At 72.4% G+C, this 22,180-nt stretch carries 22 protein-coding genes and 2 pseudogenes; 12 read left to right on the top strand and 12 right to left on the bottom strand.

Annotated features, from left to right (window positions below; translation table 11 throughout):
- Window positions 1–151 precede the first annotated feature (151 nt).
- Window positions 152–1,327, bottom strand: coding sequence for a cytochrome P450 family protein (locus IF28_RS0106240; protein WP_030215154.1), 1,176 nt, complete (start codon window positions 1,325–1,327; stop codon window positions 152–154).
- 124 nt (window positions 1,328–1,451) lie between these two features.
- On the opposite strand from IF28_RS0106240, the gene IF28_RS0106235 reads away from it, so the two are divergent.
- The 3 genes from IF28_RS0106235 (at window position 1,452) to IF28_RS0106225 (ending at window position 3,149) form a co-directional block, all read left to right on the top strand.
- Window positions 1,452–2,156 carry a TetR/AcrR family transcriptional regulator gene (locus IF28_RS0106235; protein ID WP_030215151.1) on the top strand — a complete coding sequence of 235 codons (705 nt, stop codon included), beginning with the start codon at window positions 1,452–1,454 and terminating at the stop codon, window positions 2,154–2,156.
- A 167-nt stretch (window positions 2,157–2,323) separates the two neighbouring features.
- Window positions 2,324–2,704: a MerR family transcriptional regulator gene (locus tag IF28_RS0106230; protein ID WP_030215148.1), complete on the top strand. Its 381-nt coding sequence runs from the start codon at window positions 2,324–2,326 to the stop codon at window positions 2,702–2,704.
- Between the two features lie 241 nt (window positions 2,705–2,945).
- Entirely contained in the window at window positions 2,946–3,149 is a 204-nt protein-coding gene (locus IF28_RS0106225; protein WP_003969786.1) for a cold-shock protein, read from the top strand.
- 110 nt (window positions 3,150–3,259) lie between these two features.
- Here IF28_RS0106225 and IF28_RS0106220 read toward each other — a convergent pair.
- A pseudogene (locus IF28_RS0106220) lies at window positions 3,260–3,499 on the bottom strand (serine hydrolase); the annotation flags it as partial.
- Window positions 3,500–3,732, bottom strand: a pseudogene (locus IF28_RS37545) (LysR family transcriptional regulator); the annotation flags it as partial.
- Between the two features lie 86 nt (window positions 3,733–3,818).
- Here IF28_RS37545 and IF28_RS0106210 point away from each other — a divergent pair.
- Together IF28_RS0106210 and bla are read left to right on the top strand one after the other, a co-directional pair.
- On the top strand, window positions 3,819–5,447 hold the full coding sequence (locus tag IF28_RS0106210; RefSeq protein WP_030215140.1) for a penicillin-binding transpeptidase domain-containing protein: 1,629 nt from the start codon (window positions 3,819–3,821) through the stop codon (window positions 5,445–5,447).
- A 31-nt stretch (window positions 5,448–5,478) separates the two neighbouring features.
- Window positions 5,479–6,387 (top strand): class A beta-lactamase, encoded by a 909-nt coding sequence (gene bla, locus IF28_RS0106205; protein ID WP_030215137.1) that lies wholly within the window; start codon window positions 5,479–5,481, stop codon window positions 6,385–6,387.
- A gap of 9 nt (window positions 6,388–6,396) precedes the next feature.
- Here the strand turns inward: bla and IF28_RS0106200 are convergent, their stop codons facing one another.
- Entirely contained in the window at window positions 6,397–7,236 is an 840-nt protein-coding gene (locus tag IF28_RS0106200; protein WP_030215133.1) for an SCO2400 family protein, read from the bottom strand.
- A gap of 230 nt (window positions 7,237–7,466) precedes the next feature.
- On the opposite strand from IF28_RS0106200, the gene IF28_RS0106195 reads away from it, so the two are divergent.
- Complete coding sequence (locus IF28_RS0106195) at window positions 7,467–8,615, top strand: sugar ABC transporter substrate-binding protein (protein ID WP_030215130.1); 1,149 nt, start codon at window positions 7,467–7,469, stop codon at window positions 8,613–8,615.
- Window positions 8,616–8,676: 61 nt separating this feature from the next.
- Here the strand turns inward: IF28_RS0106195 and IF28_RS0106190 are convergent, their stop codons facing one another.
- A complete protein-coding gene (locus tag IF28_RS0106190; protein ID WP_406710879.1) occupies window positions 8,677–10,251 on the bottom strand; it encodes a carbohydrate-binding protein in 1,575 nt (524 codons plus the stop codon).
- Window positions 10,252–10,391: 140 nt separating this feature from the next.
- Window positions 10,392–10,997 carry a sigma-70 family RNA polymerase sigma factor gene (locus tag IF28_RS0106185; protein WP_106981998.1) on the bottom strand — a complete coding sequence of 202 codons (606 nt, stop codon included), beginning with the start codon at window positions 10,995–10,997 and terminating at the stop codon, window positions 10,392–10,394.
- Between the two features lie 296 nt (window positions 10,998–11,293).
- Here IF28_RS0106185 and IF28_RS0106180 point away from each other — a divergent pair, with 296 nt between their 5' ends.
- The 5 genes from IF28_RS0106180 to IF28_RS0106155 all read left to right on the top strand — a co-directional run bounded on the left by IF28_RS0106180 (window position 11,294) and on the right by IF28_RS0106155 (window position 17,666).
- Window positions 11,294–11,734, top strand: coding sequence for an SsgA family sporulation/cell division regulator (locus IF28_RS0106180; protein WP_051713661.1), 441 nt, complete (start codon window positions 11,294–11,296; stop codon window positions 11,732–11,734).
- A gap of 502 nt (window positions 11,735–12,236) precedes the next feature.
- Window positions 12,237–14,963, top strand: coding sequence for a helix-turn-helix transcriptional regulator (locus tag IF28_RS0106170; RefSeq protein WP_030215122.1), 2,727 nt, complete (start codon window positions 12,237–12,239; stop codon window positions 14,961–14,963).
- A 160-nt stretch (window positions 14,964–15,123) separates the two neighbouring features.
- Complete coding sequence (locus IF28_RS0106165; RefSeq protein ID WP_030215121.1) at window positions 15,124–15,327, top strand: DUF4287 domain-containing protein; 204 nt, start codon at window positions 15,124–15,126, stop codon at window positions 15,325–15,327.
- Window positions 15,328–15,413: 86 nt separating this feature from the next.
- Window positions 15,414–16,358: an RNA polymerase sigma factor SigJ gene (sigJ, locus tag IF28_RS0106160; protein WP_030215118.1), complete on the top strand. Its 945-nt coding sequence runs from the start codon at window positions 15,414–15,416 to the stop codon at window positions 16,356–16,358.
- A gap of 111 nt (window positions 16,359–16,469) precedes the next feature.
- Window positions 16,470–17,666, top strand: a complete 1,197-nt coding sequence (locus tag IF28_RS0106155) for an NAD(P)/FAD-dependent oxidoreductase (protein ID WP_030215114.1) — start codon at window positions 16,470–16,472, stop codon at window positions 17,664–17,666.
- A gap of 73 nt (window positions 17,667–17,739) precedes the next feature.
- Here the strand turns inward: IF28_RS0106155 and IF28_RS0106150 are convergent, their stop codons facing one another.
- The 5 genes from IF28_RS0106150 to IF28_RS0106130 all read right to left on the bottom strand — a co-directional run bounded on the left by IF28_RS0106150 (window position 17,740) and on the right by IF28_RS0106130 (window position 20,703).
- Complete coding sequence (locus tag IF28_RS0106150; RefSeq protein WP_030215112.1) at window positions 17,740–18,513, bottom strand: polysaccharide deacetylase family protein; 774 nt, start codon at window positions 18,511–18,513, stop codon at window positions 17,740–17,742.
- Window positions 18,514–18,657: 144 nt separating this feature from the next.
- Window positions 18,658–18,840 (bottom strand): hypothetical protein, encoded by a 183-nt coding sequence (locus tag IF28_RS0106145; protein WP_234324974.1) that lies wholly within the window; start codon window positions 18,838–18,840, stop codon window positions 18,658–18,660.
- A 64-nt stretch (window positions 18,841–18,904) separates the two neighbouring features.
- Entirely contained in the window at window positions 18,905–19,495 is a 591-nt protein-coding gene (locus IF28_RS0106140) for a hypothetical protein (protein ID WP_030215107.1), read from the bottom strand.
- Between the two features lie 103 nt (window positions 19,496–19,598).
- Complete coding sequence (locus IF28_RS0106135; protein ID WP_030215105.1) at window positions 19,599–20,159, bottom strand: hypothetical protein; 561 nt, start codon at window positions 20,157–20,159, stop codon at window positions 19,599–19,601.
- Window positions 20,152–20,703 (bottom strand): SigE family RNA polymerase sigma factor, encoded by a 552-nt coding sequence (locus IF28_RS0106130; protein ID WP_030215102.1) that lies wholly within the window; start codon window positions 20,701–20,703, stop codon window positions 20,152–20,154. Before IF28_RS0106130 ends, IF28_RS0106135 begins: the two co-directional genes overlap by 8 nt.
- Before the next feature lie 341 nt (window positions 20,704–21,044).
- Between IF28_RS0106130 and IF28_RS0106125 the strand changes: the two genes are divergently transcribed.
- On the top strand, window positions 21,045–21,692 hold the full coding sequence (locus tag IF28_RS0106125; protein WP_030215100.1) for a fascin domain-containing protein: 648 nt from the start codon (window positions 21,045–21,047) through the stop codon (window positions 21,690–21,692).
- 280 nt (window positions 21,693–21,972) lie between these two features.
- Here IF28_RS0106125 and IF28_RS39140 read toward each other — a convergent pair whose 3' ends face one another.
- On the bottom strand, window positions 21,973–22,122 hold the full coding sequence (locus tag IF28_RS39140) for a hypothetical protein (protein ID WP_158713666.1): 150 nt from the start codon (window positions 22,120–22,122) through the stop codon (window positions 21,973–21,975).
- Between the last annotated feature and the right edge of the window lie 58 nt (window positions 22,123–22,180).

Genomic DNA, 22,180 nt, shown 5'->3' with positions numbered 1-22,180 from the left:
TCTGTCACGCGGGTGGCCTTCCCGGCGGGCGGCCGGCCCCGTGACATGGCAGATTGCGCCCGGAGGGAAGGCCGGGACGGGCCGTCGCGTCCCCACGTGTGCAGCTCGGGGCCCGCCCCCGGCCTTCCCGTCCCCCCGGCCCCGCACCCGGTCAGCGCAGCCGGACCGGGAGTGCGGTGAGCCCGCGCAGGAGGGTGCTCGTACGCCAGGTGAGGGCGGCGGGATCGGCGGCGAGCGCCAGGCCCGGGTAGCGGTCCAGGAGGAGGCGGAGGGCGACGGCGGCCTCCGTACGGGCCAGTGGGGCGCCCAGGCAGTGGTGGATGCCGTGACCGAAGGCCAGATGCCCCTGGGGGCGGCGGGTGAGGTCGAAGCGGTCCGGGTCGGGGAAGGCGAGCGGGTCGCGGGAGGCCGCGGCCAGGGAAACGAGGACCGCGTCACCGGCGGCCACCCGGGTCCCGGCCAGTTCCAGCGGCTCGGCCGCGAAGCGGAACGCGCCCGAGTGCACGGGGGAGTTGAAGCGCAGGGACTCCTCGATCGCGGCGCCCGTCAGTGCCGGGTCGGCGCGCAGCAGGGCGAGCTGGTCCGGGTGGGTCAGCAGGCTGTGCACGGTCGCGGAGATCAGGTCGACCGTCGTCTCGTGGCCGGCCACCAGCAGGAGGAAGGCCATGCCGAGGACTTCCTCGGCGTCGGTCCTGGCGTCCGTGGCCAGGGCGGCGAGCAGGGTGCCGTCGGGGGTGCGGGCCTTCTCGGCGATCAGGCCGGTGAGGTAGCCGGCCAGTGCGGCGGAGGCGGCGGCGGCGGTCGCCTCGTCGGTGGGCACGACCAGCTCGTTCGACCAGGTGTGGAAGTCCGCGCGGTCCGTCACGGGGACGCCGAGGAGGTCGCAGATCACCGTCACCGGCAGCGGCAGCGCGTACGCGCTCACCAGGTCGGCGGTGTCCGGGCGGGACGGTCTCGCCAGCAGGTCGTGTGCCACCGCCTCGATGCCCGGCCGCAGTGCGGCGATCCGGCCCGGTGTGAAACGGCCCGCCACCAGGTTCCGCAGCCGGGTGTGGTGCGGCGGGTCGCTCTGCAGCATGTTCCGGCCGACCGCGTGGCCGCCGTCGGTCTCCCAGGTCGCGGAGTGCCGGATGTCGTTGCGCAGCCGGGGGTCGGTGAGCGCGGCGCGCACCCCCTCGCGCGTCACCACCAGCCAGGCGTCGCCGCTGCCCGGGACGTGGACGCGGTGCACCGGGCCCTTCCGCCGCAGGTCCGCGAGGACGGAGTAGGGGTCGTGCGCCGGGTCGTGACCGCGGGGTGCCAGTTCCTCGAGGGTCGGTGCTCGCACGTCGGCGTCCTCTCTGCCGCTCTGCCGCGACAAAAATGGGGACTACTCCCCGTTTCGCTGCCCGACGATAGCATTCGGTCGGGGAGCGATCCCCGTTTCGCTCGGACGGAAGACGAGGAAGACGATGCCCGTCGGTGATCAGGCGCCCGCGCCCCGGCAGCGGCGGGACGCCCGGCGCAACCGGGACCTGCTGGTGGAGGCGGCGCACGCGGTCTTCGGCGAGCAGGGGCTCGACGCGCCGCTGGACGTCATCGCCCGCCGGGCCGGCGTGGGCAACGCCACGCTCTACCGGCACTTCCCCACCCGCGCCGCCCTCGTCGACGCGGTCTTCCACGACCAGCTGACGGACACCATGACGGCCGGCGAACGGGCCAGGTCCGCCCCGCACGCCTGGACGGGACTGCGCGACTACCTCGGGGCCGTCTTCGCCACCCTGGCCGCCGACCGCGGCACCAACGACCTGATGACCACCCGTCTGCCGGACGTCGAGGTCCTGCGTTCCGTGCACGCCCACAACCGCCGGACGGTGGAGCTGCTGCTGGACCGCGCCCGCGCGGAGGGCGACGTACGTGCCGACGTCACCACCGAGGACCTGCTGTTCGCCCTCGCCGCCCTCGGCCGCGCCGTGCCTCCGCTCACCGCGGCCACCACCACGGACGCCTGGCGGCGCCCCCTCGCCCTGTTCCTCGACGGCCTCCGGGCCGCCCCCGCCGCGGACCCCCTCCCCGGCACCGCGCTGACGGAGCCCGAACTCGATGACGTCCTCGCCGAAATGGGTCCCCACCGCACCCGTACGGCCGAAGACACCAGGACCCGCGAGAAGCCGTGACGGCCGTCGACGGGACGTGCCGCGCGCCCAGGAACGTGCCGTCGCGGGCTCACCAGGACATCTGCCACGGCCGCGACAGGTTTTCCGCCCGGCCGACTAGAGTTCCCCCGTGGGGAACCCGTCCCCCGTGGCGGACCGTGCCCACCGTGGTCCGCGGAAAGGTGCGCATGCCCTCCGAAAGTCAGCCGTACGTCGACGGCCGGCAGCCGGACCAGGACCGGTCCCCCGTCGCGGACCGGCTCGACGACGACCACTTCCCGGCCTACACCATGGGCAGGGCCGCGGAACTGGTCGGAGCCACACCCGCTTTCCTCCGCGCCCTGGGCGAGACGCGGCTGATCACCCCGACGCGCTCGGACGGCGGCCACCGCCGCTACTCGCGCCACCAGCTGCGGCTGGCCGTCCGGGCCCGCGAGCTGGTCGACCAGGGCACCCCCGTCGACGCCGCGTGCCGCATCATCAGCCTCGAGGACCAGCTGGAGCAGGCCGAACGCGCCAACGAGGAGCTGCGCCGCAGGGGCGCGGGGGCGGGTCACGGGCCCCGGTGAAAACCTGTCGCCGCCGGACCAGAAATTCCCCAACCGCTGCGGAAAATCTCTTTCCCTAAACACGCCGCCCGGGTTTAATTCCAGTGATTTTCCTCGCTTGCCGGTGCCTATTTCCGTGCTAGGCTGACGCCAGTTGCAGTTGTGGTTGCCAGTTTGCTACCGGGTCTCCGGGCAGGTGATCATCGCGACGATGAAGGGATTCGTAAAGTGCGAGTCCCAGCACTGTCTCAGGAGAATTGATATGGCCACCGGTACGGTGAAGTGGTTCAACTCGGAAAAGGGCTTCGGCTTCATCGAGCAGGACGGCGGCGGCGCTGACGTCTTCGCCCACTACTCGAACATCGCCACCTCGGGCTTCCGCGAGCTCCAGGAAGGCCAGAAGGTGAGCTTCGACGTCACCCAGGGCCAGAAGGGCCCGCAGGCGGAGAACATCGTTCCCGCCTGACCTGTACGCAGGGTTTGAGAGCAGGGCCCCGCACTTCGGTGCGGGGCCCTGCTCCGTTTATTCCCGGCGACCCCGGCGAATTCCGTACGGCCCCCGCATTTCACGCGGGCTCAACGTGATCGCAATGCTTTCGCCCGCAGCGCGTCCACCGCGATCCGTGCGGCCGTGCCGATCACCGCGTCGGCCGCCGGGAGGGTGGCGGCGGTGTGCGCGGTCCGGGTGAACACGCCGACGGCGTAGCGTCCCCCGTCCGGGTACTCCACGACGCCGACCTCGTTGCGCAGCGTCGGCAGACTGCCGGTCTTCCCGGCGACATGCACGTCGTCGAAGGGGAAGCCGGACGCCGGCCAGGAGTCGGAGCGGGCGAGGACCTCCCGGGCCTCGGCCAGCAGCAGCCGGCCCGCCTCGGTGATCGTCACCCGGCGGCTGGTCGCTCGAACAGCGGGACGCCCAGCTCCCGTTCCAGCCGCCGGACGCGCTGCGACAGCGGCGGCTGAGCCATCCCCGGACGGGCCGCGGCACGCCCGAAGTGTGACTCTTCTGCAACAGCCACGAAGCACTCCAGGCGCCTCACCAGGTCCACGACCAGTCATCATATCGAGTATTGATCGATCCAAGATTGATAGTGGACTTGGACGTACGCCCCCTTCCGCTGCTGTGGTCGACCGCATGAGTTCCTACGCCGACTTCTCTCACACCGGCCCCAGCCGTCGCCGCCCGCGCAGAACGGCGAAGGCGTTCACCGCCGTCGCGGTGGTGGCCGCGGTCGCCGCCGGCGGGGCGTACGCGACCGGTCTCGGTCCCTTCGGGGGCGAGGACGGCCCCGATCCCGAGGCGGTGGCCGAGGCCCGCGCCTTCCTCGCCGACTGGTCCGCCGGACGCCTGCCCGAGGCCGCGGCCCGTACGACGGGACCCGACCGTGCCGAGGAGGTGCTGCAGGGCTTCACCGCCGGCCTCGACATCGAGGAGCCGAAGCTCACCGCCGGGACACCGAAGGACACCGGCGACGGCACGATCACCGTGCCCTTCACCGCGCGGATGCCCGTCACCGGCCTGGGCGTCTGGACGTACGACTCGAAGCTGCCGCTGCGGCAGGCGGACGACGGCTCCTGGAAGGTGGAGTGGAAACTGTCGCTGGTCCACCCCCGGCTCAGCGACACGGAGAAGTTCCGCCTCGAACGCGAGGAGACCGCGCCGGTCGAGGCCACCGACCGCGACGGCGAGACCCTCTCCGGCACCACCCACCCGTCCCTCGCCCCGGTCCTGGCACAGCTCGCCGGGGGTACGGACGGCGGCGGAGCGCGCGGCACGGTGCAACTCGTCGACCGGGCCACGGGGAAGGTGGAGCGTACGGAGGCGTCCTTCGGCGGCGACGACACCCTGAAGGACGAAGGCCCCGTCCGCACCACCCTCGACGCCGACTGGCAGGCCGCCGCGGAGCGCGCCCTCGGCGAGGCCGACGGCAAGAACGCCTCGCTCGTCGCCCTGCGCATCGACGACGGCGAGATCCTCGCCGTGGCCAACTCGCCCGCCACCGGCTTCAACCGCGCCGTCTCCGGCACCTACGCACCCGGCTCCACCTGGAAGATCGTCACCAGCGCGGCCCTGCTGCTGAAGGGCGCGGTCGCCCCGGACGACGTGGTGGACTGCCCCCAGTACCTCACCGTCGGCAAGCGGTTCCAGAACGTGGAGACCTCCGAACACCCGGGCGCCACCTTCCGCAAGGACTTCACCGAGTCCTGCAACACCGCGTTCATCAGCCTGCGCGGCAAGCTCGGCGACGGCGAACTCGGGGAGGTGGCGAAGAAGCACTTCGGCGTCGGCCAGACCTGGCACGTGGGCGTCCCCTCGTACGACGGTTCCGTGCCGGTGCCGCGCGACGCGACGGAGAAGGCCGCGTCGATGATCGGACAGGGCCGCGTCCAGGCCAACCCGCTGATCATGGCGTCGGTGACGGCGACGGCCGTGTCCGGCACCTTCCGCCAGCCCTCGCTCGTCGACGGAACCGACGACGAGACCACCACGACCCCGCTGCCGCCGGAGGTGGTGACCCAGCTGCGCACCCTCATGCGGGCGACCGTCACCGAGGGCACCGCCCGCGTACTGGCCGGGCTGCCCGGCGACATCGGCGCCAAGACCGGCACCGCCGAGGTCTCCGACGAGCAGGACAACAACGGCTGGCTGGTCGCCCACCGGGGCAACGTCGCCGTGGCCTGCGTGGTCGAGGAGGGCGTCACCGGGGGCGGCTCGGCGGGACCGGTGATCGCCTCCCTGCTGTCCGCCGTACCCGAGTCCTGACCCGCCCCCCGACGACCGAAAGATCCTCCCCGTGACACCAGCAGCCTCCCGCCGCGTGTTGCTGCTCGCAGCGGCCCTCGTCCCGGTGGCCGGATGTGCCACCGACACCCCCGCACGCGCCCCGGAAGCCGCCGCTCCCGGCCGCCCGGCCCCCGCCCCGGCCGACCCCCGCGGCCTCACCGACCTCGAACGCGAGTACGGCGCCCGGATCGGGGTGTACGCCGTCGCGACCGGAACCGGCGCCACCGTGATCCACCGCGCCGACGAACGCCTCGCGCTCTGCTCCACCTTCAAGACACTCGCCGCGGCGGCCGTACTGGACCGGGGCCCGCTCACCCGCCTGGACCGGCGCGTCACCTACACCCGGGCCGACCTCGTCCCCTACTCCCCGGTCACCGGGCGACACGTCGACACCGGCATGACGCTGCGGGAACTCTGCGACGCGGCCGTCCGCCACAGCGACAACACCGCCGCCAACCTGCTCCTGCGCGACATCGGCGGCCCGTCCGCGCTCACCGCCCATCTGCGCGGACTCGGCGACCGGATCAGCCGCCTCGACCACACCGAACCCGAGCTGAACGGCAATCCGCCCGGAGACCCGCGCGACACCACGACCCCCCGGGCCGTCGCCGCCGACTACCGCGCCCTGGTCCTCGGCGACGCCCTGCCGGCCGCGAAACGCGCCCTGCTGACGGACTGGCTGGTCGGCAGCACCACCGGCGGCAAGCGCATCCGGGCCGCGGTGCCCGGCGACTGGAAGGTGGGCGACAAGACGGGCACCGGCGACTGGGGCCGCGCCCACGACATCGCCGTACTCTGGCCGCCGCGCGGCGCCCCGCTGGTGATCGCCGTACTGACCGAACACCCCGACCGCGACGCGGCCGCCGACGACGCCCTGGTCGCCGAGGCGGCCCGGCGCACGCTGGCGGCCCTCGTCTGACGGGCGCGGTCAGCCCAGGCAGATCACCAGGAGACAGAGCTGCGGGTCGGGCGCGGTGGTCGAGGGGGCGGACGGCGTGGTCTGCCCCTGATCCGTGCCGCTGCCACTGCCGCCGCCGTTGTCACCGGCCGCCGGGGGCGGTGTCGCGGGCGGGGTGGCCGTACCGGAGCCGCCGTTCTCCTGGGTTGCGGACCCACTGTCCGCACCCGCTTCCGCACCCGCGCGGGCGCCGGTGTCCGGGGACGCCGTCCGCCGCTGGGACGGCGAGGACGGCTGGGAGGTCACCGCCGTGTCCGACACGGCCGCGCTCTCCGTGCGGGTGTCCGACGGTGTGCCGGGCGCGGGAGCCGCCTCGGCGGACCGCCGGTCACCGGCCGAGGGCGCCCGCTCCGCACGCTCCGGGGAGGCGCTCGGCACGTCGTCCAGGTCGTCGTACTCGTCCGCGAGATCCTTGCCCCCGCCCATGCCCCGCAGATCCGGTGCGCTGGCGGCCTGGGCGCGGTCCCCGCCGCCCCGGTCCATGGAGGCGAGGGTGAGCCCGCCGCCCACCAGGGCCACCGCGGTGGCGACCAGGGCACGCCGCTGCGTCTTCTTCCAGCGGGCCACCTGCCGCCGCCGCGCCGCCCGGCCCGTACCCGTGGGCGCGGCCACCGCGGCCGGCTCCGGTACGTCGTCGGGGCGCGGGGCGGGAGGACGGACGCCGGCCTCGGACGCCGTGGCGGCCGTCGCCGTACCGGGGACGGTGTGACCGCCGATGACGCTGGGCGCGATGTCGGGGGCGTAGGCGCCGCAGCCCGGGCAGACCAGGGCGCCGTTCAGATGCCGCCGACACGTGGAGCAGTAGTCCATCCGCCGTCTTCCTGAGTTGACGTACCGACGCCCGCCGAGGGGTCGGCCGGTCCGGAACAGGGAACAGCCACGCTAACGACGCCCGCGACCCACTGTGTGCAGCCTGTGTGCCGCTCCTGCGCACATTCTCTGCGCACCCCGCGAGAAGGCCGTGAGCACGCATGTCGCACCACCGCACAACGGACACAGTCACGGGGACGCCACGCTGCACTCGCCCGGAAGGCCCCCACGTGAACCCCCGTACCACCCCCCGCCCCGCGTCCGCCGTCGTGCGCCGCTCCGCCGTGCTCCTCACCTCCGCCCTGTCCGCCCTGACCCTCACCGCGTGCGGGGTCGTCGGCGCCGTCGGCGGTGACGACGAGTCCGAGTCACCGAGCAGGAGCTACGACATCACCGTGGGCCTGCTGCTGCCGGACACGGCCACGGCACGCTTCGAGAAGTTCGACTATCCCCTCATCAGGGACCGCGTCTCCTCCCTCACCGACAAGAAGGGCAAGGTCGTCTACGCCAACGCCAAGGGCAGCAAGGAGAAGCAGAGCGAGCAGTTCGGCAGGCTGATCGCCGACGGCGTCGACGTGATCGTGGTGGACGCGGTGGACTCCGCGGCCGTCGCACCGGACGTCGAGAAGGCGAAGAAGGCCGGCATACCCGTCATCGCCTACGACCGGCTCGCCCAGGGCCCGATCGACGCGTACGTCTCCCACGACAACGAACTCGTCGGCCAGGTACAGGGCCGCGCCCTCGTGAACGCGCTCGGCGAGGACGCCGAGAAGAGCAAGGTCGTCATGATGAACGGCGCGCCCACCGACCCGAACACGGCACTGTTCCGGGAGGGCGCGCTCGCCGAACTGAACGGCCACGTCGACATCGCCAAGTCGTACGACACCCGCAAGTGGCTGCCCGAGGTCGCAGCGGAGAACATGCGCAGGGCGATGAAGGAGATCGGCACCGCCGACATCGCCGCCGTCTACTCGGCGAACGACGGCATGGCCGGCGCGGTCATCGACGTGCTGCAGGACGCGGGTGTCACCGACCTGCCGCCGGTGACCGGGCAGGACGCCGACCTCGCGGGGGTGCAGCGGGTCGTCGCGGGCACGCAGTACATGACGGTGTACAAGTCGTTCCTGCTGGAGGCGACGGGGGCCGCGGACATCGCGGTGGCCAAGGTGCAGGACCGGTCGATCCAGTTCGACGCGCTCGCCCGTGACGTGGTCGACAGCCCGACCCGGAAGGACATCCCGGCGATGCTGGTCCCGGTGGTCGCGCTGACCCGGGAGAACATCGAGGCCACGGTGGTCCAGGACGGCGTCTACTCCGTCGGGGACATCTGCACCGCCGCCTACAAGGCGGCCTGTGCGGAGATCGGCCTGACCTCCTAGGCCCGTGGAGCGGCCGGCCCCGGACGGACCCGGGACCGGCCACGACGCGCACCACGATCACCTACAGCGTCACGACCCGACCGCCGAGAGTGACGACCAGCCGTCCGTCGGAGGCGAAGGACCAGCCCAGCGCACCGGAGTAGGTGGCGCACCGGGAGCCGTTGGAGCCGGACCAGAACTGGTTCGAGCTGTCGGAGTTGCCGATGATCCGGTCGTTCGTCCCGCTGCCGCCGCGGCACGACGTGTTGTTGCGGAACACCGAACTGCCGGCGTCGAAGTTGAAGTTGCGCTCGGCGTTGTCGACGCTGAGGTTGTTCGACACGGTCATCGAGCCCGGGTTGCTGTTGTAGGTGAACCCGTGCTTGCCGTTGTCGTAGGCGATGCTGCGCCGGACGACGTGGTTGACGGCGATGTCCTCGCCGCCGAGCTTGTAGCCGTTGCGGTCACCGTTGCCGGCCTGGCCGCCGTTGGAGAGGGTGCCGTTCTCGTAGGCGAGGGAGTCCTCGATGGTGACCGCGCCGATCGCGCCGGTGTCGTCCTTGGTGTAGAGGTCCCAGCCGTCGTCGATGTTGTTGTGCGACACGGCGTAGCGGAAGACGTTGCCGGGGCCGGAGGTGAGCTTGGCGGCGAAGCCGTCGGCGTCCTCACCGTCGGAGTCGGCGTTGTCGTGCGACTCGGCGCTCAGGATCAGGTTGTTGGACGGCCACTGACTGCTCGGCGTGTCGGAGGCCATCCGGGAGAGCTGCAGCCCGGTGTCGCGGTTGTAGCGGGTCACGGTGCGCTCGAAGACGTTGTTGCTGCCGCCGACGAAGATGCCGTTGTCCCCGGCGCGTTCGACGACGATCCCCTTGACGTGCCAGTACGACCCGTTCACGGCGAGCCCGCGGTTCGACGAACTCTCGCTCTGCGCCGAGAAGTTCAGTACGGGGGTCTCGCCCGGGTAGGCGGCCAGCTCGGTACGGTCGCCCGAGGTGCCGTTGTTGCCCGCGGGGATGGTGACGGTCTGGGAGTGGTTGTACGTGCCGCCGCGCAGGTAGATCGTGCCGCCGGGGGTGATCCGGTCGATGGCGGAGGCGAGCGTGGTCGGGTCGGACTGCGTGCCGGACGCGCCGGCGCTGCCGCCCGGTGCCACGTAGAGGGTGCCGCCGGTGGGCGGCGGGGTGGTGGTGTCGCCGCTCGTCTCCACCTCGATGTAGTCGATGTTGGGCAGTCCGGCGGACGAGGTCGGGCTCAGCCGTACGGTGTTGCTGCCCGACCGCACCGGCACGGAGAACGTCTTCGTCGTCCAGCCCGTCCAGTCGCCGGTGGCCTCGAAGGAGGCGGACGCGACCGTGCTGCCGTTCACCACGATGCTCGCGGCGCGGGCGCTGCCGCTGCCGTTGGCGAAACGCACCCGGAGCGTGGCCGTCTCGGCGGCGGAGGCGCTGACGGTGAACTGGGCGTAGCCGCCGGTCCCGTTGGTGCCGTTGCAGAAGCCGCTGCCGGAGTAGCCGGACCACTCGGTCTCGATGGCGCCGGTGCAGACCGCCGAGCTCCCCTCGGCCTCGTACCGTACGGACGCGGCCTGCGCGGGGTTGCCGGACAACGCGACGAGCGTGCCGGCGAGCAGGCCGGCGCAGGCGAGGGCGGGTCTCATGTGCATCGTTCGTCTCCAGGTTCGGTCGGCTGGTGGGACGAGCTGAGCGTTCGGATCCGTGAACGGGGAAAGCGCTTTCTGGGACGGTAGGGGCCTGCCGTGGACGCGTCAAGTGGCTTGACACTGAATCAGATTCACACTCATGAACAGGTAAGTGCCGTCCGCAGTTCGGAGAGATCGCCCGACCGCGCCGCCCCGGCGAACGCCTCCCGGAACCGCCGCCCCTCCCCGGGGCTCACCGTCGTACGCCGTCCGCCGGCGAGGTGCTTGCGGGCCCGGCTGACGATCTGACGGGTGTAGACCTGGCTGATCCGGAGGTCCTCGGCGATCTGGCTGTACGGGCAGTCGAACGCCACCCGCAGCACATAGGCGGCCCGCTCGGTGGGTCCGAGCCGTTCGACGAGCAGACACAGGGCGGCGTCCAGCGCCTCCGCGCGTTCGGCGCGTACGGCGGGGTCCGCGCCGGTGTCGACGGGTTCGGCGGCCGACGGGCCGAACCCGGTCTCGTGGCGCACCCGCGCGGAGCGGGTGACGTTGAGGGCGAGCCGGACCGTGATCCGGGTCAGAAAGGCGGGGGGATCCTGTACGCGCGTACGGTCGGTGTTCTGCCAGCGCAGCCAGGTGTCCTGGACGACGTCCTCTGCCTCGGCCGCGTTTCCCACAATGCGCCGCGCGAGCCGCAAAAGGCGCGGGCGGATTACGGTGAAGGCCGCTGCGGCGGCTGTCAGGGTATCGGTGGAAGACATCTGTGCGGAATGCATGGTGTCTCTCCTCGGGTGCCGCTCTATTCGTGTCTTTACCGGACCCCATTAATGCGGTTTCCGCGGTGCGCGGGCATCGGTCATCCGACTGTTCGCGATGACTGCCGGCGCGGCCGCCAAGGGCGTACGTCGGCCCGCGCGTGTGACGCGCACGACGGCGGAAAGGGTCGCCGTGCAGTCGCTTGACTGATGCCCGGGGCCTCGTCCGGGAGCAGACTCGTTGACGTGGGGGCTTGGGATCAACGCACGTCAGGGGGAGGGGGAACGGGAGAGATGTATCGATGAGCGGTCGGTCCTCCGAGACCCGACGGGACCCGGTGACCTGCCGGACACCCGTCCGCCTCGTCAGGGAACGGGCACACCTGTCGGTCGTCACGGATCTTCGGTACGACCGTGCGGATCCTTATGCGGTGACGATTCTCTTCAATGCGGACGCGGGTCCGGGAATGGCGGTCGAATGGCGCTTCGGCCGTGAACTTCTGCTGGCCGGACGGGAGGGCTTGAGCGGGCTCGGGGACGTACGGATATGGCCGTCGCGGGTGCGGGGATACGACCTGGTGTTCATTTCTCTGCGAGCCGGGACGGAAATGGATGTGGTGGCTGTTCCGGGGGCGGTGATCGACGTATTCGTCCAGCGGACGCTGGAGGCTGTTCCGGTGGGGGAGGAGGAACGGTTTTTGGACGTCGAGAGGGATATGAGGTCGTTGCTGGGCGATGTCTGAGGGGGGTGTCGTACGGGGTACCCCGCGCCGGGGTGCTCCGGGGCCGGGTCGCGCGGCCCGGCGCTTACGGGGTGCCGTCGCGCCCACCCGTGCCGCCCCAGCGGCACGACTGCCCGCGGTTGACGGAGTGCGGGGTGGGTTTGCCGCCCACGCGGCACGACTGCCCGCGGTTGACGGAGTGCGGGGGGCGCGGGCGCGTACGGCGGGAGGGGACGGGGCGGGGGTGGCCGCCCGCAGCGGCTGGCGCGTCCGCGCCCTCGACCCCTTCCAAGTAGCGCAGTCGCGCCAGTCCGAGGACGGACACCCCCGACCCGGCACCGACCCACCCACCACGCCTGGGCGCTACCCAAACCCCCACCGAAGGGACAGTGGCGCCGCAGGCACCCCCCGGCACCCCCGGCACCCCCCGAGTCATCCCGCAGTCGTTCGACTGATGTTTCCGTGGGGCCGGTAGCATGTGCCCGGTGAGCCGGATATCTGCTGTGGTGCCACCCCGCGCGCGATGATCGGGCGGGACGAGGAGCTCCGTACCCTCCGTGACCTGCTGGCGGACGCCGCCGCCGGGCACGGCAGCGCGGTGCTGGTGCACGGCAGCGCCGGCGTCGGCAAGTCCGCCCTCCTGCGCACCCTCGCCACCGACGCCACCGACAGCGGCTTCCGCATCCTGCGCACCTCAGGCGTCGAGACCGAGCAGTGGCTCCCCTTCGCCGCCCTGCAACTCCTGCTGCAGCCGGCGGCACGGGGCATCAAGAACCTCCCCACCCCCCACCGCCTCGCCCTGAACGCCGCCTTCGGCGCCACGGAGACCGAGACCGAGCCCCAGGTGTTCCGCGTCGGCCTCGCCGTACTGGAACTGCTCGCCGACGCGGCCGCCCGCCAGCCCCTGCTGATCCTCGCCGACGACGTGCAGTGGATCGACTCCTCCAGCCGTGACGTACTCAGGTTCGTCGCCCGCCGCACCCGGGACCACGCGATCCTGGTCGTCGGAGCCGCGAGGGTCCCGTCCGCCGCCTCGTACAGCCCGGGCATGAACCCGGACATGCACCTGCAGCCACTGGACCACACGGCCGCCGCGGCACTGCTCGACGCCTGCGCCCCCGACCTCCCGCCGCCGGTACGCGGACTCATCCTGGACCGGGCCGCGGGCAACCCCCTGGCCCTGGTGGAGCTGCCGAAGGCAGTCCACGGCGCCCCCGCACACCTGGACGACCTCCCCCTCACCCAACGCCTGGAGGCCGCGTTCGCCGCACGGACCGACTCGGTCAGCGGCCAGTGCCGTACGTTCCTGCTGGCCCTGGCCACCGAACCGACCGCACCGCTGGGCAGGCTGCTCGACGTGGCCGGCCGGCTCTGCGACGCCACGGTGTCGGCGGCGGCGCTGCAGGAGGCGGTCGACGCGGACCTCGTCGTCCTGGCCGGCCGCAGTGTCGAGTTCCGGCACCCGCTGATGCGCTCGGCGATCTACACACGCGCCACGGTCACCGACCGCCTGGCCACGCACCGCGCCCTCGCGGCGGTGCTGGAGGACAGCCCCGACCGCCAGCTCGTGCACCTGGCCGCGTCCACACTGGGCCCGGACGAGGAACTGGCCGCACGACTGGAACGCTTCGCCGACGGAGCCCAGGCCCAGGGCAGGCCCGCGGCCGCGGTCCCGGCCCTGCGCCAGGCCGCCGAACTGGTCCACGACGCCCGCCGCCGTACCGGCATCCTGGTGCGGGCGGCCGAGCTGGCCAGCGAGGTCAACGACCGCGTCAACACACAACTTCTGCTGGGCCGCGCCGACATGGGCGAACTCGGCCCCCCGGAGCGGGCCCGGCTGATGCTGGTGTCGGACCGGTCCGCGTTCGAGCCGGACGAGCCGCACCGGCGGATCCTGGAGATGGTCACCACGGCGGCCGGAGCGTTCGACGCGGGCAGCGCGGGCGTGGCCGAGGACCTGCTGTGGCGGGCTGCCGCACGCTGCTTCTTCCAGGACGGCGACGCCGAGGTACGGGCCCGCGCCACGGCCGAACTGGACCGGTGGCACCCCGGCCCGGACGCCCCGCACGTCCTGACGGTACGGGCGTACACCGAGCCGTACCGCTACGGCACGGACGTGCTCGCGAGGCTCGACGGCGTCGAGCCCGACCGGCAGGACGGCCGGACGATGCATTTCCTGGGCAGCGGCGCGATGGTCGTCGGGGAGTGCGCCCGCGCCACCCGCCATCTGACGGTGGCGGCCGCGGCGTGGCGCGCGCAGGGCAGGCTCGGACTGCTCGCCCGCTCGCTGGCGGGCTCCTGGCCGCGGGTGTATCTGGGTCAGCTGGACCGGGCCCGCGAGGAGGCCGGCGAGGGGGTCGAACTGGCCGAGGAGACCGGGGAGTCGATCGTCTGGCTGGGAGTGAAGGCGACGTCCGGCCTGGTGGCGGTGTTGCGCGGGGAGACGGAGGAGGCGGAACGGGCGGTCCGTGACCTGCGCACCCACCACCTGTTCCCCGGTATGCCCTTCGCCGCGGTGATGGCGACGCAGGTCGACGGCCTGCTCGCGCTCTTCGACGGCCGCCCCGCCGAGGCCTACGAGATGTTCGCACGGGCGTTCGACCCAGGGGATCCGCACCACCACTCGGTGAGCTGCTGGCTGCTCGCCCCGGATCTGGCGGACGCGGCGGTGGCCGCCGGCACCGTCGACCGGGCGCGCGAGCTGCTGTCGGACCTTCCGGAGCTGGCCGAGCGGCTGCCCTCGGAGATGATGGTGGTCGCGCGGGCGTACACCGACGCGGTGCTGGCCCCGGACGAGACGGCCGAGAAGGCGTACGCCGGGGCCCTGGACGCCCTCCCGGCCGCCTGGACCCCGGCCCGTGCCCGGCTCCACCTGCACCACGGCCGCTGGCTGCGCCGTCAGCGCCGTAACGTCGACGCCCGTACCCCGCTGCGACTGGCCCGTGAGGAGTTCGACCGGATCGGCGCGCAGCCGTGGGCGGAGATGGCGCGCGAGCAGCTGCGCGCCGCCGGTGAGGCGGGCGGAAGGCGGCACACGAACACCAGCGAGCGGCTGTCGGCGCAGGAGATGCAGATCGCCGTACTGGCCTCGCAGGGCCTGAGCAACCGCGAGATCGGCCAGCGCCTGTTCATCTCGCACCGCACGGTCGGCGCCCACCTGTACCGCATCTACCCGCGCCTCGGCATCACCAGCCGGGGCAAGCTCGCCGCGGCCCTGGCGGCCCTGCGCGAGGACCAGCCGGCCGTCTGAGGAACCGGCGGCCACGGAAACCGGACGCGCCGGCCCCCACCCGCCAACGCCCCCCCCGGGGCGTGTGACGCACCACACATCACTCGGTCGATGAGAACGCTCCCCGCCCCTGGTCATATCCCGCGAAGACCATCCGACGAGCAACGGAACGGGAGCACCCATGAGCGACGCGGTGAAGGGCCCGGCGAGCTACTTCCCCTCCATCGAGAAGAAGTACGGCCGCCCGGTCGCCGAGTGGAAGGAAATGATCCGCTCCTCCCCGCTGACCAAGCACATGGAGCTCGTCTCCTGGCTGAAGACCGAGCACGGACTGGGCCACGGCCACGCCAACGCCCTGGTCGCCCACACCCTGGCCGAGGGCTGACCGGCCCCGCGCCGACGCCGTACGGCACCGGGCCCGCAGCCCTCACGAAGACGCCCCCCCCAGGTCCGGGAGCTACGATCCGGTACATGGCGTTGAGCGCACAGGACGTGGACCGTTTCGAGGCTTCCAGGCCGCGGCTGGAGGCCATCGGCTACCGCCTGCTCGGCTCCGCGAGCGAGGCCGAGGACGCGGTGCAGGAGACGTTCCTGCGCTGGCAGGCCGCCGACACCGGCCGTATCGAGGTGCCCGAGGCGTGGCTGACCAAGGTGCTCACCAACCTGTGCCTCAACCAGCTCGGTTCGGCCCGTGCCCGGCGCGAGACCTATGTGGGTGAATGGCTTCCCGAGCCGCTGCTCGCGGGCGACCGGATGCTCGGCCCCGCCGACACCGCCGAACAGCGCGAGTCGGTGTCGTACGCGGTCCTCGTCCTGCTGGAGCGGCTCTCCCCGAACGAGCGGGCGGTGTACGTGCTGCGGGAGGCGTTCGGCTGTCCGCACCGGGAGATCGCCGCGATCCTCGACATCGGCGAGGCCGCCAGCCAGCAGATCTTCCACCGCGCGAGGAAGCACGTCGCGGACGGCAAGGCGCGTACCGAGATCGACGAGGCCGCCGCCCGGCGGGTCGTCGACGAGTTCCTCGCGGCCGCCACCAGCGGCCGGACGGAGCCGCTGGTCCGGCTGCTCACCCAGGACGCGGTCGCGGTCGGCGACGGCGGCGGAAAGGTCCCGGCCCGCGCCAAGGCGTTCGAGGGCGCGCTCGCGGTCGCCACGTTCATGCGGGGCCTGTTCAAGCCGGGCAAGGCCAAGCAGGACCTCGTGGGCGGTTCGCCCGGTGTCTACGCCACGACCGCCAACGGCGACCCCGCCCTGGTGGCGGTCCTGGACGGGCGGGTCATCGGGGTCATGTGTCTCGCGATCACGCCCGACGGCATCACCGCCATCCGCAGCCAGGTGAACCCCGACAAGCTGGAACGCGCGACCCGGCTGTGGGCGGCCGACGACCACGGAGAACCCCTGCTCATCGCCTTCTGACCCTTATGTGACGCACGTCACATCCTGCTCCTGTCAGGAAACGGCGGGCCGCCCGGTTCAAGGGGCGACCCGCCGAAGAGCAGCCGTAGAGCCGACGACAGGAGCAGGAAAATGCAGCACCGCATCATCGTCCTCGGAGCCGGATACTCCGGAGCCATCGCCGCCGGGCGGCTCGCCAGGCGGCTGCGCCGCGAGGACGTCGCCATCACCCTCGTCAACGCCGAACCCGACTTCGTGGAACGCGTCCGCATGCACCAGCTGGCGGTGGGCCAGGAGCTGACGCCCCGCCCCTTCAGCGAGATGTTCGCGGGTACCGGCGTGGAGCTGAAGCTCGCGAAGGTGACAGGCGTGGACGCCGACCGCAAGACCGTGACCGTCGACGCCGACGGGCCGGAGGAACTGCCGTACGACACCCTCGTGTACGCCCTCGGCAGCGGCTGGAACACCCAGGGTGTCCCCGGCACGGCCGAACACGCCCACGACATCGCCGCCCGTCCCGGCGCCCTCCGGCTGCGCGAACGCCTCGCCGGTCTGGCCGCCGGGGAGCCCGTGGTCGTGGTCGGCGCCGGTCTCACCGGCCTGGAGGCCGCGACCGAGATCGCCGAGGCCCGCCCGGACCTCGACGTCTCCCTCGCCGCGCGCGGCGAACTCGGCGACTGGCTCTCCCCCAAGGGCCGCCGGCACGTACGGAAGGTCACCGCAAAGCTCGGCATCACCGTGCACGAGCACACCGCCGTCACCTCCGTCGGGGCCGACCGGGTGACCACCGCCGACGGCCGCACCCTCCCGGCCGCCGTCACCCTGTGGACCGCCGGCTTCGCCGTCCACCCGCTCGCCGGGGCCACCGCCCTGGAGACCACCGGCACGGGCCAGATCGTGGTCGACGACACCATGCGCTCGGTCTCGCACCCGGACGTGTACGCCATCGGCGACGCGGCCCTGGTCATGGGCCCCGGCGACAAGCCCCTGCGGATGTCCTGCGCGTCCGGTGTCCCCACCGCCTGGCAGGCCGCCGACTCCGTCGCCGCCCGTCTGACCGGCGGAAAGATTCCCCACGCACCGCTGCGCTACTTCAACCAGTGCGTCTCGCTGGGCCGCAAGGAGGGCCTGATCCAGTACGTCACGGCCGACGACCGCGCCGTCAACGCGGCCTTGACCGGACGCTTCGCCGCCTTCTACAAGGAACTGGTCTGCAAGGGCGCGGCCTGGGGCGTGGTCAACCCGACCCTCGGTATCCCGACCCGCTCCCGGGGCGTCGTGGCCGCCACCCCGGAGACCTCGGCCACTCCGCTCAGGCCCGCGGCCTGACCCCGCACTGCGGACCGGTGGCCACGGCCGCCGGTCCGCGGCCTGCGCGGTGACGCGCTCTTGCCCCCGGAACTCAACGCACCGGGAAGCCGAAGGAGTAGCCCTGCTCCTCCAGCCACGGGAGGATCTCGCGCAGGGCGTCGACGGTCTGCGCGCGCTCGCCTCCCGCGTCGTGGAAGAGGATCGTCGGCCCGTTGGAGATCTCCCGCTTGACCGTGGCGACGATGGCGTCCGCGCCCGGCTGCTCGAAGTCCTTGGTGTCCACGTTCCAGCCCAGCGGCCGCATGCCCCGGGAGGCCGCGATCTTACGGCTGTGGGGGGTGAAGGCGCCGCCCGGCGCCCGGTAGTACATCGGCCGTACGCCCCCGGACGCCTCGGTGATCATGCGTTCGGCGTCGAGGATCTCCTTGGTCTGGTACGCCTCGGGCTTCTTGTCCATGGCGGTGTCGTGCGACACCGAGTGGTCGCACAGCCGGTGCCCGGCCGCGACGACGTCCTTCACGAGGTCCGGGTGGGCCTGGGCCTGCAGGCCGGTCATGCAGAACGTGGCCTTGACGTCGTACTCCCGCAGCAGGTCCAGCACCTGGGGGGTCCACGCGGGGTCGGGGCCGTCGTCGATGGTGATGTTGACGCCGCGCGGCCCCTTGTCCGAGGCGTGCACGATGCTCACGCCGACCGGCTTGACGTCCGCGCCGGGGGTGGCCGGGGCGGACGCCTTCGGCGTCGAGCCGTTCACGGCGTCGGCCTGCGCGGTCCACACCGAGGCGCCGACGGCGAGCACGGTCACTCCGAGCGCCGCCCCGACCATCTTCCCGTACCAGCCCCGCCCGCCGCCGTGCCGCGCCATGTCCGCCCCGCCTTCGCTCAGTTGCCCGCCCGGTCCCCGGTGACCTTGCGACCACCTGCCATGACGAGGTTCAACGGCGAGAGGATCCGCCCGTTACGGATCGCGCACAATTCCGGGCAGTCCCGCGGACATTGGGGCGCCTCCCTAGGCGGCCTCGTCCCGCCTGCGTCTTTGCCGCAGCGGTGCCGTGACCCACATGAACAGAGCGACGAGGGACAGCACGATCGCCCCTCCGACGACGGTGGGGACGGCCGCGATGAGGAAGAGCGTGAGCAGCAGCTCACCCCACGTCGGCTCCTCGGCCATGGTGCTTCCGCCTTGTGCCATGAGGGACATTCTCGGCCACACCTGCTCCGGGCCCCGCCCCGGCAGGGGCAGGGCCCGCGGCGCGTCAGGGCGTGTACAGCGACTGCAGCCGGGTCACCCGTCCTTCCGCGTCGAAGCTCAGGTCGTAGCCGACGAGTGCCGGGGACGACGACTGGGCCGTGACGCGGGTGACCAACTCCGCCTGGGAGTACGACGCGGGGTGCTTGCCGTCGCCGAGCGGGACCGAGAGCAGGATCGTGGCGTCCTTGGTCATCGGGACCTCGGTGTAGGCGCCCTTGCCCGGAATGATCACCCATGCCTCGAACTGGGGGTGGGCCTTCTTCTGGGCGGGCCGCACCGACAGATACGTGCGTCCGTCGCCGGTCCGGGCGCTCTTGATCTGCACGAACTGCTTGGTCCCGGCCCAGGGAGCGGTGGTGGCCGGGGCGGTGGTCGGTTCCGCCCCGGTGGTCGGGTCCGCCCCGGCGGTCGTCGCGGAGGGTGCCGCCGAGGTCGCGGGGGCGGTGATCGGGTCCGCCCCGGCGGTCGTCGCGGAAGGCGCTGCCGAGGTGGCGGGTGCGGTGGTGGCGGCCGCCTGGCCGTCGTCCCCGCTGTCGCAGCCGGTCAGGACGACGAGGCCGAAGGCGAGAGCGGTGAGCCGGTGTGTGACGCGCATGGTCAAGGTCCCCCATGGATCAGGTGTGTTCGGGATACGAGGTCTCTACGCGCCACCCCACGCCCGTGGTTACACCCCCTTCCGGTTTTCTTTTCCGGGCCGCTCACCCGCCGAGCCAGTACGCCTCCCGCAGCGACTGCACCCGGCCCTCGCCGTCGTAGTCGATGGCGAACATCCATCGGGGCCCGCCCGCCAACCGGTCGACAAGGTCGCCGAGTTGTACGTCGGCGGGGCTGCCGCCCGCCAGCTGCCGCACCTCGACCAGCGTGCCGCGCGGCAGGATCAGTGTGTGCACCACGCCGGTCCCTCGCTGCTCGACGGTGACCCGCACCGTGTCCCCCTCCGCCACCGCCCCGTACACGAGGCCGAGTTCGCTGCCGTACTCCTCCCCGGGGGCGGGCGTGGGCGGTACGAAGGCCGAGGCGGTCGGTGCCGGAAGGACGGCCGGCGGATCGGACGCCCGGGGAGTCCGTGTCAGCGCGAGACCGCCCACGGCCAGCACCGCGACGAGCAGCACGCCGCCGCCCGTCACCGCGGCCCGCTTGCGGCGCAGCCGCTGCTCACCGCGCGCCCGGACCCGTTCCGCGGTCAGCGGTGTGGTGAGCCGTACACCCGATGCGGCGAGGTCGGTCAGGTGCTCCTTCAGCCCGGTCTCGTCAGTCATGACGTACCTCCGACAGGCGGGTCGTGGTCCGCGGATCGAGTTCGGTGTCGGTGAGCAGCCGGGCCAGCGCCGTACGGCCCCGGCTCAGATGGGCCTTGACCGTACCGACGGGACAGTCGGCCTCGGCGGCCACCTGCTCGACCGTGAGGTCGCACAGATGATGGAGCACCACGGCGCGTCGCTGCGCCTCCGGGATCCGCCGCAGCGCCTCGACGAGCAGCACATGGTGCGGTTCCGGCGGTGGCACCGTGGCCGGCGGCCCCTGCCGTCGCGCGAACGCCAGCGCCGTACGCACCCGCCGCCACCGGCTGACCGCCAGCCGCCAGGCCACCGTGCGCACCCACGCCTCGGGGGCACCGCCCAGATCCAGCTCGGCCCGCCGTTCCCAGGCCCGTGCGAAGGCCTCCTGCACGACGTCCTGCGCCTCGGCGAGGTCACCGGTCATGGCGTACAGCTGCCCGATGAGCCGCCCGACGCTCGCGGCGTAGAAGGCGTCGAAATCCTGCTCGTTCACGCCGTGCGTCTCGTCCGGTGGTGATCCCATGCCTCTCCTGTCACGCCGCACGGTGCCACGCGACGTCCTCACCGCACAAGAAGCACGGGTCGGCTCGCCGGTGCCCGCAAGCCGACGGCCTCCCCGTCACGTGCTCGCGCATGGTGATGAACCCTCGCGTAACTCATGGTGAACCACCGCGGGAACTCCCGCCCCGCCACTTACTGTGAGCCCCGTCGCGCCCCATGGCGCGGCCGCTGCCGAAGTGCCCGGGGAGGGGCGCCGACGGCAGTCGTCGGGGGGCGGGAAGCAACGGGGAACCCCTTGTGGGTCCATCGTCTCGTCACGCCCGGAATCCGTTCCGTGAAGGGTGAGGAATAGCCGTGAGACGCATGACCCCCGTTCTTCTGTCCCTCAGCGCACTGCTGGCGGCCTCCGCCTGGACCGCGCCCGCGGCCGGCGCCACCCCGCAGTCGGTCCCGGCCGGATGGGACAAGGTCGACGCGGCCGAACTGGCCGAACTGGCCGACATGACCGGGGACTCGGCCGCCCGGAAGGCCCCGCCCGCCGATGTCTCCGCGCAGGCCGAGGAGCCCGAGCTGCTGGCCATGCAGTCGCTGCGCAACAACAGGTTCGTCTCGACGGAGAAGACGTACCCGGCCCCCGACACCGGCGTGCTGAGGGCCCGTACGGCCCAGTACACCGGCTCCTGGGAGGGCTTCGCCTTCGAGTTCGACGAGGCCACCGGCACCTACGCGCTGAAGTCCCTGGCCAACGACCGCTATGTGGCGGTCGAGAAGAACTTCACCGGCGACGCGAAGAACGAACTCCGCGCCCGCTCCACGTCCGTGGGCGGCTGGGAGCGGTTCGTCCTCTACCACCACGAGGACCTGGACCGCTGGGCACTCCAGTCCACCCTGAACGGCATGTTCGTCACCATGGAGAACAACCACACCGGCTCCCTCCAGTACGCCCTGCGCGCCCGCTCCACGGAGATCGCCGGCTGGCAGGAGTTCAACCTCTACACCCTGGAACCCTGACCCCGCTCGAGAGGTCCCGGGGTCAGCGCCCCGGGCTTTCTCGTGGCCACGGCACCGGCGCTCGGCGCGCCCCAGGGCCATGAGGCCGACGCCGACACCGACGGGTGCGTGAAGCCGACGCACGCCACCAGCAGCGCACCCGCCCCCCGGAAGGTGCCGGACATGACGTTGCAGCCGAGCGTCCGGCACCGGCCGAGCAGCAGGCCGTGCGCGCCGAGAACGACGCCCACACCTGCCCGACCCCCGAACCAACCGGAAACCCTGCCCCTGCCCGCACCTGTCAGGTACGCCGACCGGCCAGCCGATAAACGACGTACGTAAAGCCGAGAATGACGTCGACCGCCACCCACAGCCCGACGACGAGCCCCACGCCGATGGTGGTCCCGACCTCCCCCGCGTTCTCGCACGCCTTCAGGGAGTCACCCGTCATCCCCCGGCACTCCTCAGGCGTCCGGCTCCCGCTCGTGGCGCCCGAGATCACCCACACC

Source organism: Streptomyces sp. NRRL WC-3626, from assembly GCF_000718785.1.
In the GTDB taxonomy this organism is placed as follows: Bacteria; Actinomycetota; Actinomycetes; order Streptomycetales; family Streptomycetaceae; genus Streptomyces; species Streptomyces edwardsiae.
This window is presented reverse-complemented; position numbering and strand designations above follow the sequence as displayed.

Bases quoted from the DNA above. Each gene is read 5' to 3' on its own strand.
- IF28_RS0106130 (WP_030215102.1), bottom strand. From the start codon at position 20,703: ATGGGATCACCACCGGACGAGACGCACGGCGTGAACGAGCAGGATTTC.
- sigJ (WP_030215118.1), top strand. From the start codon at position 15,414: ATGGCGTTGAGCGCACAGGACGTGGACCGTTTCGAGGCTTCCAGGCCG.
- IF28_RS0106165 (WP_030215121.1), top strand. From the start codon at position 15,124: ATGAGCGACGCGGTGAAGGGCCCGGCGAGCTACTTCCCCTCCATCGAG.
- IF28_RS39140 (WP_158713666.1), bottom strand. From the start codon at position 22,122: ATGACGGGTGACTCCCTGAAGGCGTGCGAGAACGCGGGGGAGGTCGGG.
- IF28_RS0106135 (WP_030215105.1), bottom strand. From the start codon at position 20,159: ATGACTGACGAGACCGGGCTGAAGGAGCACCTGACCGACCTCGCCGCA.
- IF28_RS0106190 (WP_406710879.1), bottom strand. From the start codon at position 10,251: ATGAGACCCGCCCTCGCCTGCGCCGGCCTGCTCGCCGGCACGCTCGTC.
- IF28_RS0106125 (WP_030215100.1), top strand. From the start codon at position 21,045: ATGACCCCCGTTCTTCTGTCCCTCAGCGCACTGCTGGCGGCCTCCGCC.
- IF28_RS0106210 (WP_030215140.1), top strand. From the start codon at position 3,819: ATGAGTTCCTACGCCGACTTCTCTCACACCGGCCCCAGCCGTCGCCGC.
- IF28_RS0106185 (WP_106981998.1), bottom strand. From the start codon at position 10,997: ATGTCTTCCACCGATACCCTGACAGCCGCCGCAGCGGCCTTCACCGTA.
- IF28_RS0106140 (WP_030215107.1), bottom strand. From the start codon at position 19,495: ATGCGCGTCACACACCGGCTCACCGCTCTCGCCTTCGGCCTCGTCGTC.
- IF28_RS0106200 (WP_030215133.1), bottom strand. From the start codon at position 7,236: ATGGACTACTGCTCCACGTGTCGGCGGCATCTGAACGGCGCCCTGGTC.
- IF28_RS0106230 (WP_030215148.1), top strand. From the start codon at position 2,324: ATGCCCTCCGAAAGTCAGCCGTACGTCGACGGCCGGCAGCCGGACCAG.
- IF28_RS0106225 (WP_003969786.1), top strand. From the start codon at position 2,946: ATGGCCACCGGTACGGTGAAGTGGTTCAACTCGGAAAAGGGCTTCGGC.
- IF28_RS0106150 (WP_030215112.1), bottom strand. From the start codon at position 18,513: ATGGCGCGGCACGGCGGCGGGCGGGGCTGGTACGGGAAGATGGTCGGG.
- IF28_RS0106235 (WP_030215151.1), top strand. From the start codon at position 1,452: ATGCCCGTCGGTGATCAGGCGCCCGCGCCCCGGCAGCGGCGGGACGCC.
- IF28_RS0106180 (WP_051713661.1), top strand. From the start codon at position 11,294: ATGAGCGGTCGGTCCTCCGAGACCCGACGGGACCCGGTGACCTGCCGG.
- IF28_RS0106155 (WP_030215114.1), top strand. From the start codon at position 16,470: ATGCAGCACCGCATCATCGTCCTCGGAGCCGGATACTCCGGAGCCATC.
- IF28_RS0106145 (WP_234324974.1), bottom strand. From the start codon at position 18,840: ATGGCACAAGGCGGAAGCACCATGGCCGAGGAGCCGACGTGGGGTGAG.
- IF28_RS0106170 (WP_030215122.1), top strand. From the start codon at position 12,237: ATGATCGGGCGGGACGAGGAGCTCCGTACCCTCCGTGACCTGCTGGCG.